The organism is Oceanobacillus sp. FSL K6-2867, from assembly GCF_037963145.1.
Taxonomy (GTDB): Bacteria; Bacillota; Bacilli; order Bacillales; family Amphibacillaceae; genus Oceanobacillus.
Map to the genome: position 1 here is coordinate 344,201 of NZ_CP150144.1, position 16,487 is coordinate 360,687.

The 16,487-nt window shown below is 37.3% G+C and carries 12 protein-coding genes; 6 read left to right on the forward strand and 6 right to left on the reverse strand.

The features are described 5' to 3' along the window. Positions 1-146 precede the first annotated feature (146 nt). Genes NSQ77_RS01640 through NSQ77_RS01650 form a run of 3 tightly spaced genes read left to right on the forward strand, consistent with a single transcriptional unit; the run spans position 147 to position 2,159 of the window. Positions 147-521 (forward strand): GntR family transcriptional regulator, encoded by a 375-nt coding sequence (locus NSQ77_RS01640; protein WP_339228470.1) that lies wholly within the window; start codon positions 147-149, stop codon positions 519-521. Further along, positions 521-1,396 carry an ABC transporter ATP-binding protein gene (locus NSQ77_RS01645; protein WP_339228471.1) on the forward strand — a complete coding sequence of 292 codons (876 nt, stop codon included), beginning with the start codon at positions 521-523 and terminating at the stop codon, positions 1,394-1,396. The genes NSQ77_RS01640 and NSQ77_RS01645 overlap by 1 nt, the downstream gene beginning before the upstream one ends. Further along, positions 1,389-2,159 carry a hypothetical protein gene (locus NSQ77_RS01650; RefSeq protein ID WP_339228472.1) on the forward strand — a complete coding sequence of 257 codons (771 nt, stop codon included), beginning with the start codon at positions 1,389-1,391 and terminating at the stop codon, positions 2,157-2,159. Before NSQ77_RS01645 ends, NSQ77_RS01650 begins: the two co-directional genes overlap by 8 nt. A 52-nt stretch (positions 2,160-2,211) precedes the next feature. Here NSQ77_RS01650 and NSQ77_RS01655 read toward each other — a convergent pair whose 3' ends face one another. From NSQ77_RS01655 to NSQ77_RS01680, 6 genes are all read right to left on the reverse strand, one after another. Beyond that, positions 2,212-3,573, reverse strand: a complete 1,362-nt coding sequence (locus NSQ77_RS01655) for an MATE family efflux transporter (RefSeq protein WP_339228473.1) — start codon at positions 3,571-3,573, stop codon at positions 2,212-2,214. A 520-nt stretch (positions 3,574-4,093) separates the two neighbouring features. Continuing rightward, positions 4,094-5,260: a hydroxymethylglutaryl-CoA synthase gene (locus NSQ77_RS01660; protein WP_339228474.1), complete on the reverse strand. Its 1,167-nt coding sequence runs from the start codon at positions 5,258-5,260 to the stop codon at positions 4,094-4,096. Between the two features lie 183 nt (positions 5,261-5,443). Further along, the gene (locus NSQ77_RS01665) at positions 5,444-6,097 is read right to left on the reverse strand and encodes a ribonuclease H family protein (protein WP_339228475.1); all 654 of its coding nucleotides are present in this window, start codon (positions 6,095-6,097) and stop codon (positions 5,444-5,446) included. A 168-nt stretch (positions 6,098-6,265) separates the two neighbouring features. After that, positions 6,266-9,358, reverse strand: a complete 3,093-nt coding sequence (locus NSQ77_RS01670; protein WP_339228476.1) for an SMC family ATPase — start codon at positions 9,356-9,358, stop codon at positions 6,266-6,268. 30 nt (positions 9,359-9,388) lie between these two features. Then, positions 9,389-10,582: an exonuclease SbcCD subunit D gene (locus NSQ77_RS01675; RefSeq protein WP_339228477.1), complete on the reverse strand. Its 1,194-nt coding sequence runs from the start codon at positions 10,580-10,582 to the stop codon at positions 9,389-9,391. A gap of 460 nt (positions 10,583-11,042) precedes the next feature. Further along, entirely contained in the window at positions 11,043-12,503 is a 1,461-nt protein-coding gene (locus tag NSQ77_RS01680; protein WP_339228478.1) for a DHA2 family efflux MFS transporter permease subunit, read from the reverse strand. Positions 12,504-12,969: 466 nt separating this feature from the next. Here NSQ77_RS01680 and qoxA point away from each other — a divergent pair, with 466 nt between their 5' ends. From qoxA to NSQ77_RS01695, 3 genes are all read left to right on the forward strand, one after another. Continuing rightward, the gene (qoxA, locus tag NSQ77_RS01685) at positions 12,970-13,869 is read left to right on the forward strand and encodes a cytochrome aa3 quinol oxidase subunit II (RefSeq protein ID WP_339228479.1); all 900 of its coding nucleotides are present in this window, start codon (positions 12,970-12,972) and stop codon (positions 13,867-13,869) included. A 74-nt stretch (positions 13,870-13,943) separates the two neighbouring features. Continuing rightward, on the forward strand, positions 13,944-15,893 hold the full coding sequence (qoxB, locus tag NSQ77_RS01690; protein WP_339228480.1) for a cytochrome aa3 quinol oxidase subunit I: 1,950 nt from the start codon (positions 13,944-13,946) through the stop codon (positions 15,891-15,893). Continuing rightward, on the forward strand, positions 15,890-16,486 hold the full coding sequence (locus tag NSQ77_RS01695) for a cytochrome (ubi)quinol oxidase subunit III (RefSeq protein WP_339228481.1): 597 nt from the start codon (positions 15,890-15,892) through the stop codon (positions 16,484-16,486). Before qoxB ends, NSQ77_RS01695 begins: the two co-directional genes overlap by 4 nt. The last annotated feature ends 1 nt before the right edge of the window (position 16,487 follow it).

The window sequence follows — 16,487 nt, forward strand, 5'->3', positions numbered from 1 at the left end:
CTTTCTCCATGAAAAAGTAAGACTCTTATATCATTATACCCCTTCGCCCTTTTTTTCAAAAATTTATTGACAGTATATATTCCTCCTGTTATGGTTATACACATGAGTATACAACCATAACAGAGAATAACCAAAGGAGGCAGCCAATGAAACGTAATTTTGATGAAGATAAACCAATTTATATACAAGTCCGAGAACAAATTGAAGATCAGATTATTAATAATCAATTGAAAGCGAATGATCAGGCACCTTCTACAAATCAGCTTGTTAATTACTATAAAATCAATCATGCGACAGTTTCTAAAGGAATAAACCAGCTTGTTGATGAGGAAATACTATTTAAGAAAAGAGGTATCGGTATGTTTGTTGCTGAAGGAGCAAGAGAAAAGTTGCTTGAAAAAAGACGCAAATCTTTTATGGAGGATTATATCGTTACACTTGTTCAGGAAGCCAATAAATTAGAAATCACGACGGAAGAAATCCTTACCTATATTAAAAAAGTGAAAGGAAGTGGAAAATAGTGCATATTAAAGCTGCCAATCTTCATCTTGCTTATGGACATGACACAGTACTGCATGACTTGAATTTTGAAATAAATGAACCAAAAATCTATGGATTGCTTGGGAGAAATGGTGCAGGTAAAACATCACTCCTATCTATTATTGGCTCATTTCGGGAAGCTACTTCTGGTAATTTACGAATTAATGATGTGGTACCATTTGAAAATGCTCATATTATGCAAGAGGTAACATTTATGTACAATAAGGATTTTAATGGTGAAACAGATTCTCCATCAAGTATCGTCAAATATATTGGTCGTTACCGTCCACATTTTGATTTAGAATACGCAATGGAACTAATAAAGAAATTCAAATTAGAAGGTAAAAAATCAGTGGCCAAACTATCGAAAGGTAAACAATCCGCATTTAATGTCGTTGTTGGATTAGCTAGTCGATCACCAATCACAATATTTGATGAAGTATACCTTGGAATGGATGCACCAGCTCGTGATTTATTTTATAAAGAATTATTAAAGGATCAGGAATTGCACCCACGAATTATCATTCTGTCTACCCATCTTGTGTCTGAAATGGATTATTTATTTGATGAGGTAATTATTATTCATGAAGGAAGAATAATTCTTCAAGAACCCTACGATGCTATCGTTTCTCGTGGTGTAACTGTAGTCGGAAGCAAGGATGCAGTAGACAGATTTGCTGCAGACAAAGAAATACTTAATGAGGAGCAATTAGGAGACACAAGATCTGTAACAATTTACGGTGAAATGAATGAAGCCGATCGATTATCTGCTTCAGAATTAGGGCTTACAATTGGTCCCGTATCGCTCCAAGATCTATTTATCCAGCTTACAAAGGAGGATGATGAACATGCATAGATCTAGTCTTTCCCCAAAAGTTTCCTTGGATCTATTTTGGGTACAGCTCACTTGGACGTTTTGGGCACTCGGTATTCACCTCATCATTAATATTAGTAAAATTTTCTTAAGCGAACACCTAGATACATTCTACAGCGCCAGCTATGTAGCAGGTAATATTTATATGTTCGTCATCGGTATTATTGCCATAAATTTTTTACCCTATTATGTAGAACATGGTATAACACGCAAAGATTATTTCCTTGGAAATGTGATTGCAAGTTTTGGCTTATCTATCGTTATTCCGATTCTCACCTATCTGATTAGCTTGATAGAAAAATTAATTGTTCATAATTTTTCTCATATTGCATTAGCAGATCGTACGTTAGAGGATATTGTTATCGATATTGACGGTAATATTATTGGTGAGATTCTTTTATCGTTCCTGCTAACACCATTTATTAATCCAGAATCTAATATTTTTCTTTCACTTGGCTTATTCAGCCTTCATCTTTTCGTATTTTATCTTGCTGGCTGGTTGATCAGTTCTGCCTTCTATCGCATAAACGTTATTTTCGGAATACTATTTATTGCGGTTGCAATTGTGATTGTTGCTGTTAAAGATTCCATGATACGATTAATAATGGGTATACCACTATTTGAAAACTTCTCAGCATTGGATATTATTCCAAGTGGCTTAACATGGCCGATCTTAATCGCCGGAATACTCATAACGCTTATTGTTATTCGACTGTTAACGAAACGTGCTGCGATAAAAATGTAAATATAAAAATAGCCGATACTTCCTTCTGTATCGGCTATTTCATTTAAAATCTTTATACTGAAGCAGGATCTCGCATTACTTTCTTTCGTAGCCAAGGCTGAGATTTCCAACGCCTATAGGCAAATATTCCACGTACCCATTCATCCACACCTTGTGCCAGCCAAACTCCGAGAAGACCTAGTCCTAGTGAAATACCAAACACATAGCTAAGTACAACCGCAAGTCCCCACATGGATATGATCCCTATTATTACTGGGAATCGGACATCCCCCACTGATTTTAGTGAACCCATTAAAACCATATTCACGGCACGGCCTGGTTCAATAAATACGATTGCCCATAAAACAGGTAGTGCCACAGCAATAATCATTGGCTCCTCTGTAAAAAGTCCAAGAAGATTTTTTCCAGTAAATGCGATTATAAAGGAGATAACAATCGAAATGAAAAAAGCAATCTGAAGTGTCTTTAACCCCCGTTTTAATGTTCTCTCATATTGCTTTGCTCCTACATAGCGCGCAACTAATATTTGGGTCCCCTGTGAAATTGCCATGGTAAACATAAAACAGAACATCGAGATATTTAATATATACACTCTAGCTGCTAAAGCTGCGTCCCCAACAATTGCTACAAAGCTTGTTATCACAACTTGGGACAATTGATAAGAAAGCTGCTCCCCTGCCGATGGTATTCCAATACTCATTAGATTTTTTGTGTTTGTCTTATCAATCTTTAAAATATCATTGATCCTGTAACGTATTGCAAGACGTTTAAACACGAAAAATAATAGTGCCAACACCAGAAATAATCTTGCAACAATTATGGAAACAGAAACTCCAACAACTCCTGTTACCGGGATTCCAAACAAACCATTAATCGCTATGAGGAAACCGATGATACTAATCACATTCATCATGATAGTTACAAACATTGTTTCTCTTGTATGACCATAACTGCGTAGCACTGCACTCAAAGCCAAAGCAACTGCTTCAAGACAAAGAGACAAGCCAGCAACTACTAAATAAGTATGCGCGTAACTATATACTTCACCGCTTAAACCATAAAAATTTAAAAAGATTCCTCCAAAAACAGCAACTACAACCGTCATGCCAATACCAATCCAGAAGTTAAGTCCGAATGCAGATCTCGCTATACTGCGAGCTTCTTTAATCCGATTAGCACCTAAATTTTGACCGATTAGAATGGTTGCTCCAATCGCTGTTACGTTAAACACTAAAATAAATATATTCATTATCTGGTTGGCAACGCCAACACCCGCAACAGCATTATCAGAGTAGCCACTCAAAATTAATGTAGCAATAATGCCCACGCTCATGTGAAGGGATATTTCAATGAACAGTGGCCATGTAAGGTTAAACAGTGACTGATCCTGATATTTATTTTTTTCTGAGCTCAATTTTCTCATTTCTCCTTTCCGCTAAATTTCAGTCATTAGAAAAATTGGCATGCGTTAAAGGGATTTTTAAGAAAGCATTCTTTGCTTTCTTAAAAGCCCTCTACTTTGGGGGGCAGCCTTTTAGGCGAATGCCTTAATTGCACTTATGCAGATTGAAAAGTTTATCCTTTCCTAACCTCCAAAAATTTCCAACCAATTTAATAATAGTGCATATTGAAGTTGAGATATCTCTCTATCAAGTCATTCATTGGAAGATGACAGTCCAATCATGCATAATATATGCATTCCAGATCTTAGAAAAGAATGCAGCATTTGCATTAAAAAAGACCGCCCGGAAAATCATAAAAATACAATCTTCCAAGACAGCCTTATTTGCTATAAATTTGTTTCACTAGTATATTTTATAGGGAGAAGTTATTATTTAAATAATGTACCATTAGAATATAATAACATAAAAATTAATCAACATCAAATTTTTGTCACGAAAACTTTTACACCTTAAAAAATTTATATAAATGTCCTACTTTCTCACATACAAACGCTTATTATCTTCTATTCCACTTAAGCAAATTGCAGCAGGATCTTTTGTAATATCAAACTTTAACGTGGAACCATCAACTGGTAGAGTCTCCTCAAATATTTTTTCATACTCGGGAACAGTTACTTCAGTTCTTGATTCGAACAGCCTCGTATGATTGTTAACATGAAGATGCTCGCGATAATCCGGCTGTAATATCCCAGTAAAGAATTCTCCTACAGCACCTGATCCATAGCTATATAAGCCAACTCTTGATCCTGCTTCCAAACCCTCACTCAATTCAAGAAGGGACAGCAAGCTTAAATACAATGATCCTGTGTAAATGTTTCCAACGATTCGATTATATTGCGTACTTACTTGATAGTTTGCTACTAATTTTTCTTTGTCTTCCTCTGTACTTTCATCAAAAATTGTACGCAACGCCTTTAGTCCCATCTTTGTATATGGCAAATGGTAACAAATCGCTTCAAAGTCTTTCAATTCAAGACCAGATTTTTCCTTATATTGCTCCCAAACCTTTGAAAAGAAGTATATGTATTGCTCATTAGAAAACTTTCCATCAACAAACGCTTTGTCTGAATAAATAGGTCTCCAAAAATCCATAATATCATTTGTTAAATAAGCACTCTGCTCCTCGAGGACCATGATTTTTGGATTTGCACTAATCACCATCGCAACCGCTCCAGCACCTTGTGTAGATTCACCGGATGTATTTAGACCGTACCTTGCAATATCAGAACCTAAAACCAGTACTTTGCTTTCCGGATTTAATGCAATATGTCCTTTTGCCAATTGTATTCCAACAGTTGCGCCGTAGCATGCCTGCTTCATTTCAACAGTACGCGCACGGGGATTTAACCCAAGCAAATTATGTACATAAACCCCTGCCGACTTAGAGTTATCAATACCAGATTCCGTACCAAAAATAACGAAATCAATTTTCTCTTTATCCGCCTCGTTTAAAATTCCAAGTGCTGCATTTGCTGCCAAAGTAACCGGGTCTTGTGTAATTGGTGCAAGCGCCATTTTTTCCTGACCAATTCCAATTGTGAATTTTTCCGGCTCTATGCCCCTTGCTACAGCTAATTTGTTCATGTCTACATATAAGTGTGGTGTATAAAAGCCTATTTTATCTATTCCTATTTTCAATGCCCTGCTCCTTTATAATTACCAAAATTTAATACTGTATTGCTTCGTGAAATGATGCACATCTATTAACCTCTAAATTACCAATAGTTAAATGATAATATAAAGTATTACGAAAAACAACTCATATAAAGTGGCTTGGAAGGGTTTTCCAAATCACTGTTTTTGCAACCGACTTGCTTCCCATCACCATTTACGCTGACTTGTAATTTCGATCTCTTGCAGTGCCTGTGTTGCTAATTGATCAGCTTCTCGGTTCATCTTGCGAGAGACATCTTTAAATGTGGGCGTAATTCCAAGCTGCTCTATTTTTCGTTCAATCCGATCAATCCATGCCGCTAATTCCTTTTCGTAGCATGGCCATTCCCCATCAAGCTGATGGATAACAACCTTTGAATCTCCTACAAAAGTAACAGGTAAATGGTGAACCCCTAATATCTCTAATTCCGTTAATCCTAAATGAAGTGCTGCATATTCTGCTTCGTTATTACTAACAAGTCCATCAACGTTAGCATTTTTTCGAATTCGAAGGTCTTTTTCGTTCTGTCTATAGTAAATAACACAGCCAAGACCGGCTTTATCTGTCTTCAGGTCAAACCCACCATCAAAATAAACGGTTATATCATGGGGTTCCGTTTTAATTTCTTCCATGTATTTCTTTAATTGCTTATAGGTCCAGTTTCCTTCATTATTATCAATAAATGTTAACTGCTTGATGCGTCCTGTTTTCTCCATGTCTTCTGCAATAGTGATAGCCTGACTTAGTTCCATATCATCAGTGCAGAGCACTGTTTCGAGTCCTTTTTTTGTACGGTATGTCAGTTCAATCCTCACACGCAAAGATAACACCCCTTTTAAGTACCATTTTTTCAGCTAAGAAGATTTTTATGTCTATTAATAAGCAACGATGCTATTATAATTAGTATTTTACGTTCCTCATTAAACATACGCATTTCTATTTAGAATAGAAAAAAGCCCACAAACGTTCTCCGTTTTATGGGCTTTGCGTTATTGCATTACAAATCTCGTGCTGCTATAGCCTTCTTTCATTTTCTTAACCTCCAGCATTGCAGGGAATATATTTTTCAGCTCCTGCACATGAGAGATAACACCAATCATTCTACCCGATTGCTGTAATGCAACCAGGGCATCAATAGCTTTGCTTAACGATTCCTCATCTAACGAGCCAAAGCCTTCATCAATAAACATTGTATCAATTGAAATATTGCCTTGGAAGCTTTGAATGACATCAGACATGCCGAGCGCAAGCGAAAGTGATGCATTAAATTTTTCCCCGCCTGATAATGTTTTGACATCACGGGTTTGTCCGGTATAAGAGTCATACACATCAAGTGCTAGCCCGCTTTGCTTACCATGTGATTCCTGACGATCACTTCTCGTTAAATAGTATTGACCATTTGATAGATCCCTTAATCTCATATTTGCAGCATCAATGATTTGCTCCAAATATTCAATTTGCAAATAGCGTTCAAAAGAAATTTTTCGATCATTTTGTCCTCTAAGAACATCATATAGTTCAGCGATGGTGGCTAATTGCTTTTCTTGTTCCTTCACACGACTCTCGGCCTCCATAATACGAACCTTTAAATCAATTGCTTCTTGATAGCTCTCTTTTGAGCGATTCCAAGTACTCAGCGCTAGCTCATATGCTTGTTTTAACTTATCCAGCTGCTCTTTTAGTACCGTTAAATCAATTCGCGATTTTGCTTTTAAGCCTGTTTTTAAATCAGCAACCTGTTCTGTTAGCGCGGACAAGCTTTGTTTAAACTGTTCAATCTCATTTTTTAATGCCTGCTGATTAGCCGCAGATATTTTTGCCTCACGATAAGTTTCAATCGATTGAAATCCAGCATCTTGCATCGCTTCATGAAATTGAATTTCTGCAATCTTGTGTTTCTCATTCGTTTCGTACAATTGTTTTTTAGCATGCATTTGGTTTGAACTTGCGCTTGCTTGCTCTTCTTTTGCTTTTTGCAGCTCAGCTTGTGCTTCTTCCCACTGTCTTTCTAGATTTTCTTTCATTTTTTTCGTCTCGTTTAATTGCTTCTCTAGCTCCGACAGCTCCCTAACTTCATCAGGGATGTTTCGTAACCGTTCCTGATATACAGCTTTTTGCGATTCATAGGAAGTTACCAGATTCTGATATTCCTTTTCAAGCTGTTCTTTTTTTGGTTCTAGCTGTTTTATAACTGCGGTTAAGTTTTCTTGTACTTCTTTTTGCTCTTTTAATTCGGAGCGTTTCTTTTCTAAAGCTGTTACTTCAGCTGCTAGCTTTTTCCCCTTTTCTACCAATTGTTCAAAAACGGACGCAACAGTATCAAGCGGAATCGCATATTCTGCTATTTCTGTTTCTTTTTCTTGATGCTGGGCTAATTTAGACTTTAAATCAGCTTGAGCATTTCTGTACAAATCATTCTTTGTGTCCAATTCTTTTCTCAAAGTTTCCAGTTGTTCTTTTGTAATAGCATCTTTTTGTGCTGTTGCCTTATTTGGATGCTCGATACTGCCACAAACAGGACATGCTCCTCCATCATGCAAGTGGTTTGCTAAAACAACTGCCTGATTAGCTAGCCAAGCTTGCTCCTGAAGCTGATAATGCTCTTTCGCCTGCTTAAATTCCTCTTCTTTTATGGAAAGGACTTGTTCAAGCTTGCCTTTTTGCTTGGATAAATCCATGTAACCTTGCAGCAGCTTTGCACGCTCCCTCATCTCGAGCAGTTGCTGTTTCTTATCATGAAATTGGTTTACCTCCTCATCAAGCTGCTTAATTTGAACCTGGTATTTCTCAGCCGATTCATTTTTGCTATGAAGCTCTTCTTTACGTCTTTCCAGTTCAGATCGAGTTTGCTGACCTTCTTTCACAAGCTTTTCCAATTTATTTTTTTGTTGATCGATATCTTTTACGATTGGTAAATAATCAGTTAATCGATCTAGCTTCTTCCCTGTTTCTTCTCTTAAATCCTTTTTACTTTCCTCTTCCTTATAAAAAGATGCTGCTTTTTCAAGTTTTGTTTCAGCTAGCTTCAGAGCAACTTCTGCATTTTCTAATACATGTTTCTTCTCCTTTGTTTCCTTTTGCCAATCAGAAACCTGCTTTTCATAAATTTCAATTGTACTTGCTCGCCCTGCTGCTTCTAATTTCTTTTCTTTCTTTGCAAACATTGGTACTTGCTCTTTCTGCTGCTTCAAGCGCTTCTCTTTTATATCCAACTCATTAAATCGTTCATTTAATGCGTGTGCCTCGTGGAAAGCATTTTGCTTCTCATCGTGTTTGCGATATGCTGCTTCATATGCTTTTTCATCGTTTTCGATTTGCTTAAGGTAATGATCAGCCTCCGTTTCCAGCCCAGCGATAATCTGCTGCGTGTGGTAATGTTCTGCAGCCAGCACACTTGCTAATGTGGAATCCTCACGTTTAGGCAGGACAGAATAAATGGTTGATATATAGTGGTCAAGTGTTTGTCTTACTTGGTTATATTGTTGTTCAACTGTATGTTTCCTATTTTTCAATCGTTCACTGAGATGCTTGTAGTGTTCTGTTTTAAAAAGCCTTCTTAAAATAGATTCTTTATTCTCCGTGTCCGACGTTAATAGTTTGCGAAATTCACCTTGTGGCAGCATCACAATTTGCTTAAATTGGTCTTGCGTTAAGCCAATAATAGTTTCTACCTTTTTATTGATTTCAGATACAATTTGTCTGTCAACACATGGAATTTCTTTGTCATCTACTTTTTCAAAGAACTCATAACGTTCCCCAGTTTTCGATTTATTTCCTTTTTTTACATGACCTAACTGGCGGAGTATCCGATACACGTGTCCATTTAAAGAAAATTCCAACTCCACAGCAGTATGGATGTTATCATCAGCGAAATCACTGCGAAGTGCCTTTATATCTTCCCGGTCCGCCCCGCTTGCACTGCCATATAATGCAAAAGCAATACCATCAAAGATTGTTGTTTTTCCAGCTCCTGTATTTCCTGATATAACAAATAGATTCGTCTCTTCCAGCTCTCTAAAGTCAATCGTTTCTGTATTTTTATATGGACCAAATGCTGTCATTGATAATTGAAGTGGTTTCAACTTATTTGCACTCCTTTCTTTTATATCGTTTTAATTCGATACAGACGCTTTCTCTTTCAGAGACTCATTTGTTTCATTTGCATCCTTTAATAGTTCATCCAATGTTTCTTTAAAAATATTCTCCATTTCACTTGTTGCACTGCTGCCTTTTACTTCATTATAAAATGCCTTAAATAAATCCACGTCGCTCATCTTGGCTCGATTAATCACTCGATCCTCTGTTGAAGCAACAGGCATTATTGAATAGCTTTTACGCTCAACATGCATAGCATTTGGATAGACAGACCGCACCTTCTCCATCGGTGATAAAACCGGTGTCTCGTCCAGCAATCGAACAAATACATAATCTTGATTGATGGGATGATTCAATAAATCTTCTAAGTAAGCTTCAACCATGCGAATATCTCTTCGAGGTTTCAAGAGACGTTTTTCAACCGTAACATACCCAGAAGCATCCATCTCTACGATATGAAAGCCTTTTTTATGGTGTTCCTCGGATAAAGAATATTTTAAAATTGATCCGGAATAACGTATTTTTTCATCGACTACGTAATGTGCCTGATGTAAATGTCCCAATGCTGTGTAGTGAAATGGCATATAGTGTTCACTAGCGACATATTCTGCACCACCTATGGAAAGCGGCCGTTCAGAATCACTTGTATTTTCCTCCTCTTTGGCATGCGGTGTTACAAAAGCATGTCCAACTGCAACATGACGGGCGGTGGCGTCCATCTGCAGGGATATTTGTTCGATAAGCTTTTTGGCAGCGGCATTATGCGTGCGTATATCCTCATCTTCAAATATATTTCTTACAACACTTGGATCACAGTACGGAATCAGATGGAAATATACCTTTCCAAATTCATCCTCTAAAATAACCGGCTCTAATTCCTTTGTTAGATTACCAACAATATGAAAACCATGATTTTTCATTAAGCTGCTTCCAAAGTTTAACCTGCTTGGACTATCGTGGTTTCCTGCAATCGCAATAACAGGTGTTTTTAATTTTTGCACAATCGTTTCCAGCACTTCATCCAATAAGTGAACTGCTTCAATTGGCGGCACTGCTCGGTCATATAAATCACCTGCAATAATGACCGCATCCGGCTTTTCTTCCTTAACTGCTTGAATAAATTGTTCCAATACGTAACGCTGATCCTCTGTCATATAGATACCCTGTACAAGTTTTCCTAAGTGCCAATCTGCGGTATGAAAAAATTTCATGGTATCTCCCCTTTCACGCAAATTTAATAATATTGGTTAAAATACAAGGCGATTATGTCATACCTACTAATCTGTTTTTAAACAGAATTGAATACTTCTATAATTAATAGAGAAAATTCCTTTATTAACTTAAATCTATAATGAGTATACTGCTCTTCTTCTATTGTATCAATGTTAGGAAACATGGTCATTCTTCATTTTTCTGCCAGTTTCTGTTCTTGATTTTCTGAAGTCAGAACTATTTAACTCGTCGTTTTTTGATTTTGATATGGACTTAGCTAATAAAATGAAAAACTATTAAAGTTAAAAATACCTTAAAATCATTTTAAATGGTCTGATTAAACTGGACAATCGGATGCTTTCCCTATCACCTATTGAGCAAAAGAGCTATCTCTGAACTATTAAAACACCTCTAAATAAGTAAGCCCGATACAAAATTTTGTATCGGGCTTAAGATGATTTACATCATTTTAATATCTCCTTGCTTCGCTCGTTTCAAAAAGCTGGCAAGGATAATTGCTATTGCAATAATAAAAGTAGAAATGAAAAATGCATCATTAATTCCACCCAGCATTGCTTCTAAAGCAATTTGCTGTTGTGTTTCTGCTGTTATACTACCTGTTACCGCCTCGGTTAAACGGTTTGCATATACACTCTCGCGAATTGACATAATCGTTATTAATAACGCCGTACCAATTGCTCCAGATACCTGATTCAACGTATTATTCATTGCAGTTCCATGTGGGTAATATTCTGCAGGCAGCTGATTTAGACCATTGGTTGAAACTGGCATCATAACCATAGATAGACCTAGCATACGCATTGCATGCAGCAGCATAAGTGTGAAGTATCCCGTCTCAACCGTTAAGTTACTAAAGCAATATGTTGTGATCGTCATAATTGATAAGCCGGTAAGTGCCAACACCCGTCCGCCATACCGATCAAACAATCGCCCCGTGACTGGCGACATAAATGCATTCAGGAGCGCGCCCGGTAATAGCATTAACCCCGTTTCCATCGGTGAAATACCGCGAATTGTTTGTGCATAAATCGGAAGCAATAAAAATCCGGAAAACATCGCAATGTTCACAACCATTGAAATGACAGATGCTAAAGAGAACATTGGATACTTAAACACATCGAAATTCAGCATTGGCTTTTCAAGCTTTGATTGTCGAAGTATAAACCAGATAAGTGCGATAACCCCAAACGTAATTGTTCCATACACCTGCAAACTATCCCATCCCTTTGATCCTGCAGAGCTAAAACCGTAAAGCAGACCGCCGAACCCTATACTGGACAAGATTAAAGAAAGCAAATCCAGAGTAATAGCCACTTTTTCTTTTTTACCCTTCAATAGGAAAAAGCCGAGTAAAAACACGACAGCTGCAATTGGTGTTACAAAATGGAATAGCATTCTCCAATCATAGTGCTCAACAATCCATCCGGAAAGTGTTGGTCCAATTGCTGGAGCAAACATTAAAATTAAGCCGAAAACCCCCATCGCTGTTCCACGCTTCGAGATTGGAAAACTTATTAACATAACATTCATTAACAACGGCATCATAATTGCCGACCCTGATGCCTGCACCATTCGTGCAGCTAACAAGATGGGAAATGAATGTGCAATACCCGCAATAAAAGTACCGCATAAAAACAAGCCGATCGCGACTAAGAACAAGCGACGCACAGAGTATTTTTGAATCAAAAATGCTGTCGTCGGAATTAATACACCATTAATTAGCATATACCCAGTTGTTAACCATTGAACGACAGAAGTACTTACATCAAGGTCTATCATTATGGATGGCAATGCAACATTTAACAGTGTATTATTCAAAAATGAAATAAATGCACCAACCATAAGTATCGCTAAAATTCCATATTTCGGCCGGACATTCTGATTAATTGATGATTCCATAAACCTTTCTCCCTTACATTAAACTAAACATTGATCACCCGAATTTTTCTAATGACATAAATCATATCATATACCTTTAGTTCACATATTACAAATAATTTTTTTATTGTCTTTATCAAGTTTATGAGTCTTTTCATAATTCATTCGATTTTTAATAGACTATGAGTCTAGCATAAAAATACTGTAAAATTTGAAAAGCCTTTTCATCATTAAATATAAGAATTTTTCTCACTTGCATAAAACAAAAATAAAAAGCACATTTTTGTGTTAAAAGCAACTATTTTTTGTGCCTTTGTATCCAGAAGTTACCTTTCTCCACTAAATCTACAAATCTTCATGAACATTTTGTGAAGCATTTCTCATACTCTTGTATTTTAAGCAATTGCGTACTATTATATAGGACGATATTTGTGTTTACCTTTATATTGCGCAAAAAAACAGATTATTAACAGAAAGGGGTATATACATGAAACTTAAATGGACCTTACTAACATTCATTTTCACTATAGCCACAGTGTTAACAGGTTGTGAGCCTTTATTAGTTTTAGATCCAAAGGGACCACAAGCTGAAACTACCGCTGATGTTATATGGATATCCATCTTTACAATGTCGTTCATTGTTATTGCCGTACTCGTATTACTTATCGTTATCCTTGTAAAATACCGCGCATCAAAACAGGATGATGATTATGAACCACCGCATATTGAGGGGAATCCGATTGTCGAAGGAATTATTGTTGGTATACCAATTTTAATTGTCATCTTCCTATCCATTGTCTCTGTTGTATCAACCTACCAAGTTGAAACAGTGCCAGAAGGATATGAAGATCAAGAGCCGTTGGTAATATACGCTTCTTCATCAAACTGGAAATGGCATTTCAGCTATCCAGAAGAAGATATTGAAACAGTCAATTATGTATTTATCCCAACAGACCGTTCCGTCCAGTTCAAGCTATACTCACACGGTCCAATTACAAGCTTTTGGATACCGCAGTTAGCCGGACAAAAATACGCGATGGCTGACATGGTAACAACGATTAACTTAGCGGCTGAATCATCTGGAGAATTCATGGGCAGAAATGCTAACTTCAGTGGTGAAGGTTTTGCTGAAAATACGTTTAACGTTAAAGCAATGCCACAAGATGAATTCGATACTTGGGTAGAAGATATTCAGGCTACCGCTGATCCATTAACAGAAGATGTATTCAATGAATTGTTAGAACCTGGGCATCTAGGTCAGCTTTCTTTCACAGGAACACATCTTGAATTTGCACCAGCACCTGAAGGTGAACATGGTGGACATAATCATGGGTCATCTGATGATGAGCATGATCAACATGATGAATCAGAGCATGATCATCATTAACTTGAAAGACTACGAATAGAACAGCTAGATTAATAATCTAAATGTATTTGAACTTCTCGAAAGGAGTAACAAACATGGAATTTTTTGAAAGATTCGCTATCCCCCATCCAGATCCAATGATTTATGCATCCATGGTAGCAATTGTTCTTGTTTCCATCGCAATCTTTGCCGGATTAACTTACTTTAAAAAATGGGGCTATTTATGGAACGAATGGTTAACAACGACTGACCATAAACGAATCGGTATAATGTATTTAATTTCCGCTTTACTAATGCTATTCCGTGGTGGCGCAGATGCTATCATGATGCGTATACAGCTTTCCAGTCCTGAAATGGAATTCTTAAACGCTCAACATTATAATGAGGTTTTTACAACACACGGAGTTGTAATGATCTTCTTTATGGCGATGCCGTTCGTTATCGGATTAATGAACTACATCGTACCACTGCAAATCGGTGCTCGTGACGTTGCATTTCCGAGACTAAACGCACTTAGCTTCTGGTTATTCTTTGCAGGAGCAATGCTATTTAATATTTCATTTGTTATTGGTGGCTCCCCTGACGCAGGATGGACCAACTACTTCCCACTGGCGGGTAATGAGTTCAGTCAATCTGTTGGCGTAAACTATTACATGTGGGCACTGCAGATTTCTGGTCTTGGAACATTGATGACAGGTATTAACTTTATCGTAACGATTTTCAAAATGAGAGCTCCTGGCATGAAATTAATGAAAATGCCACTATTTACATGGTCAGCCCTCATCACAAACGTAATTATTGTGTTTGCTTTCCCAGTTTTAACAGTAGCACTTTTAATGGGAACGCTAGACCGTCAATTTGGAACTTCATTCTTTGCGACAGGCAATGGCGGAATGGATATGTACTGGGCAAACCTGTTCTGGGTTTGGGGACATCCAGAGGTTTACATTTTGATCCTTCCAGCATTCGGTATTTACAGTGAGATTATTTCGACCTTCTCACAACGGAACTTATATGGATATAAATCAATGGTTGCATCCATGGTGTTAATTTCCCTGCTCTCATTCTTTGTATGGGTACACCATTTCTTTACAATGGGACAGGGCGCATTAACAAATAGTATCTTCTCGATTACAACGATGGCAATTGCCATACCAACCGGGATTAAGATATTTAACTGGCTCCTGACGATGTGGAAAGGTAAAATAAGGTTTACCGTCCCAATGCTTTATTCAGTAGCCTTCATTCCACTTTTCACAGTTGGGGGCGTAACTGGTGTAATGCTTGCAATGGCTAGTGCTGACTATCAATATCACAACACAATGTTCTTAGTTGCACACTTCCACAATACAATTATTCCTGGTGTTGTTTACGCAATGCTAGCTGGATTAACGTATTGGTGGCCAAAAATGTTCGGTTTTATCCTGAACGAACGAATCGGGAAATGGGCTTTCTGGTTTAACGTTGTCGGCTTTGTGTTAGCATTCTTCCCAATGTACATCACTGGTTTAGACGGGCAAGCTCGTCGTATGTACACTTACTCGGAAGCTACAGGTTTTGGTCCGTTGAACATGGTTTCATTTGTTGGAGCAGGTTTAATGGCAATTGCATTCATCCTGATCGCTTACAATATTTTCTATAGTATTAAAAACTCACCTAGAAATGTTGGAGATGATCCATGGAATGGTCGTTCATTAGAATGGGCGACACATAACCCAGTACCTGAGTACAACTTTGCAATTACACCTGAAGTAAACTCAAGCCAAGCATTCTGGGATCATAAGAAAAAGACCCATACTTTATTTAAAGAAAAAATTAGTAAAATCCACATGCCTAATAATAGTGGTATACCAATTATAATGGCTGGTATCCTCTTTGTATTTGGATTCTCGTTTGTGTTTAGTATTTGGCCAGCCGTTATTATCGCAGCCATTGCATTCTTCGGATGCATGATGTATAGCTCATTTGAAAATGATCAAGGGCGTTATATTTCTGAAGAAGAAGTTAAAGAAACAGAAGAGAAATTTGGAGGTGCTAAGAAATGAAGATAGATCACTCGCAACCTCTTGAATACGGAACACACAAAAATGAAATGAATATCTTAGGCTTCTGGGTTTTCCTAGGCGCTGAAATCATGCTTTTTGCAACACTATTTACCTCGTTTTTCATTTATGAAAACAGATTTGGAAATGGACCTAGTGGTGCAGAAATCTTTGAAATAACACCTGTTTTAATTGAAACGGTTGTACTATTAACAAGTAGTTTTACAATCGGTCTTGCAATTAACGCTATGCGTTTAAATCGCCCAAAAGCAATGTTAGGCTTCTTAGCTGTAACCTTACTTCTTGGCGCAACATTCCTTAGCGTTGAGATTTATGAATTTGTTCACTATTACCATGTAGGAGCAACACTGCAAACTAGTGGCTTTACCGGCATTCTATTAACAACACTTGGAACACACGGTGCCCACGTAACCTTTGGTTTGTTCTGGGGAATTGCTATTCTCTTGCAAATTAAAAAGCGTGGCCTGACATTAGAAACGACCAATAAATCTTTTATTTTCTCTCTATATTGGCACTTTCTTGATGTTATGTGGATTTTCATTTTCAGCTTCATCTACTTGAAAGGAATGATGTAAC